Origin of the sequence: Cloacibacillus sp., from assembly GCA_036655895.1 — a bacterium.
Lineage (GTDB): Bacteria > Synergistota > Synergistia > Synergistales > Synergistaceae > JAVVPF01.
Genome location: JAVVPF010000096.1, coordinates 1 through 2,572, shown reverse-complemented (window position 1 = coordinate 2,572; position 2,572 = coordinate 1). Strand labels below are relative to the sequence as shown.

Sequence of the window (2,572 nt, the reverse complement as noted above, 5' to 3'; positions counted from 1 at the left end):
AAAAGCGCTGCGCCCAGGAAGAGTGCCAATGTCAGCGTCCAGAAGATTTTATTGCCTTGTAGTTTATGCAAAGAAGAACACCTCCGTGTTGGATTTAAAAACAGTTAAATGCCGTTTGCGGCGTCGGCGAAGCTTAAGCTAATCCCCCCTATTTTCGAATCTCACCCACGGCGTATTTTACGCATGAGTATACCAAGAAAACCTCAAATGACGCGGAGGTTTGGGATAGAGCGCATTTTTTCGGGATGATTGGCGCTTCATCCCGGGATATTTTCTGCTTTTGGAACTTTGAGCAGCACCCGGCAGGTGAATATTCCGTCCACGTTTTGTAAGTCGGTCTCGCCGCCGTAACATTTCGCGCTTTGCAGTATGCTTAAAATGCCGACTCCCTCGCCGTCTCTGGACTTTGGCCGGCCGTATTCAAAGGGTATATCCGTCTCAGCCGTGTTGCGGCACAGTATCGCGAGTTTTCCAGCCCTGCGGGCGATAGAAAGTTTTATAAACGGATTCGAGCTTTTCGCTCGGAGACAGCCGCGGATTGCGTTCTCCATGATATTGGCGAGTATTGCCACTATATCGGTATCTTTGATGGGGATGTCCCGTTCGATAACGACGTCAAGGTCAACTTTGAGGCCGTTTTGCTTTGCTTTGCGCAGATAGGCGTTCAGAATATTGTTGGCGGCGCGGTTGTCGCAGATATTAACTGAAAGGTTGCGTTCGGCCTCTTTTTCGTATTGATTAAGATAGCGGAGCAGTTCATCTGTCTCGCCGTTTCGCGCGTATTCCGCAATTTGCAGGTTGTGGTGCCGTGTGTCGTGGCGTATCCTGCGTGCTTCGCTGACAGATTCTTCCGTCATTTCAAGCTGGCGTCTGAGGAGTCCTGCGTTTATGGCCGACAAGCTACTCTCACGTTTTGCGAGCATCTCCTTATGCATACACAACATCGTGCGTATCATCATTACGTGCGTAATGAGCAACAGACTCCAGATGCAGAGTAAAAGACGATGTGCCTGTATGTCGTGCAGAGTTTCTAAGGCGGGGCCGCGCCAGTACCATATGATGAGCAAATTCCCGACGATTGAGACTAGCCCTACGCCCTGCCATCCGTCTTTCAAGTTGTCTGCGATCTCTCGATAAGGCGCGCGCAGCCAGTGCATATATATCCAAGCGGCTAGAATCAGAGAGATGACGCGCAGCGATAGGTCGGCCCACAGATTTTCGTTAAAACAGACTTTTGCTCCCCACATTCCGAATTCAATTTGAAAAATAATCACAAAAATTTGCAGCGAAAGGTTGTAAAAAACTTGCCATAGGTTGTCGCGGCTCATCAAAGGGAAAAAGGCAAGGGCGCCGACAAAGACGGAAAGCGTGACATATTTGAAGTAGCTCTCCATGTCGGCCATTGTCCAGAGTGTGCAGAAGGCGATGTAGGCGCCACAAAAGAGTCCGTAAAGAAGAGAGCTTTTTTTCCATGAAAAGCGAGGTATGTCTAGTAAAAGAAATAGAAGGATGAGGCTTACGGTTTCTATGGAATTTCTTGCCAGTGCAAAAATAAATGAATTTTCAGGCATTTTAATTGTTGCCTACCTTTCGCAGTAGAATCTGAAATATTGCTCCTTAAGCGTCTGATATGTTCCTCTTGGTACGTTTATCTTTCTGCCGTTGTCAAACATGATAAGTTTTGAAGACAGGCTGTCCACATGGTTCATGTTGATCAGATAGGAGATCCCCACGCGCATAAAATCCGAACCGCAGCCAATAAGCTCTGCGAGCGCGGTGAGCGTTGTACGCACGCGCTGCTCTGTGCCGTTTGTCATCACAATATGCTGATAGTTGCCGTGTGATTCGCAATAGGCTATGTCGTTCAACGCTATACGCCGAAGTGCACCGTCCACCTGCAGCGCAAGGTATTTGCGCCGCTTTCGTTCCGTCTCTTTCAGCGCTTTATCCATTGCGGAAAAAAAGCGCTCGCGTTCAACTGGCTTGAGCAGATACTGCGCTGCGTCTACTTCAAAAGCCTCCACAGCGTGTTCTTTGGAGACGGTGATAAAAATGACGGGACAGCTTAATCCGTCTTTTCGTAGCTCTTTTACGCAGTTTATGCCGTTTTGCTCCGACATGTATATGTCAAGAAGCAGGAGGTCACATGTTTCTGTTTGTCTGATATGGTTTGTCAGCGCGTCAATAGAGGTAAACTGATGTACTGTAAACTCACAGTCGGATCGCGCAGTTTTGTATGCTTCCAGTAGTTCCTGAATTTTTGCACATTCAGAAAGTTCATCGTCGCAAAGCGCTATTTGATACACTCTTTGTCACCACCCGGCTAGTTTATTCATTTATTATACTGGTCGCCGAGGGTATTATAGGATGTCGGCATGAAAGTAGGCAAGCGTTGATTTTTTGTAAAAACTGCAATAAAAGCATAAAAGATATTTCTGTGAAAGCTGCTGGCTGTACTGTTTTACAAAAGCTGATGGGCCTCATGTGATACGCGTGCTTTAACATATTACATTAGCTTGACTTTTGGGTCAGATGGCGTATCATTTTAATACAGTCATGAAGTAACGTTTTA

2 protein-coding genes are annotated in these 2,572 nt (G+C 46.9%); both read right to left on the bottom strand.

Going from position 1 to position 2,572, the window contains the following annotated elements:
* Nucleotides 1–257 precede the first annotated feature (257 nt).
* A complete protein-coding gene (locus RRY12_12940) occupies nt 258–1,571 on the bottom strand; it encodes an ATP-binding protein (protein ID MEG2185579.1) in 1,314 nt (437 codons plus the stop codon).
* Nucleotides 1,572–1,583: 12 nt separating this feature from the next.
* Nucleotides 1,584–2,306, bottom strand: coding sequence for a LytTR family DNA-binding domain-containing protein (locus tag RRY12_12935; GenBank protein MEG2185578.1), 723 nt, complete (start codon nt 2,304–2,306; stop codon nt 1,584–1,586).
* Nucleotides 2,307–2,572: the final 266 nt, after the last annotated feature.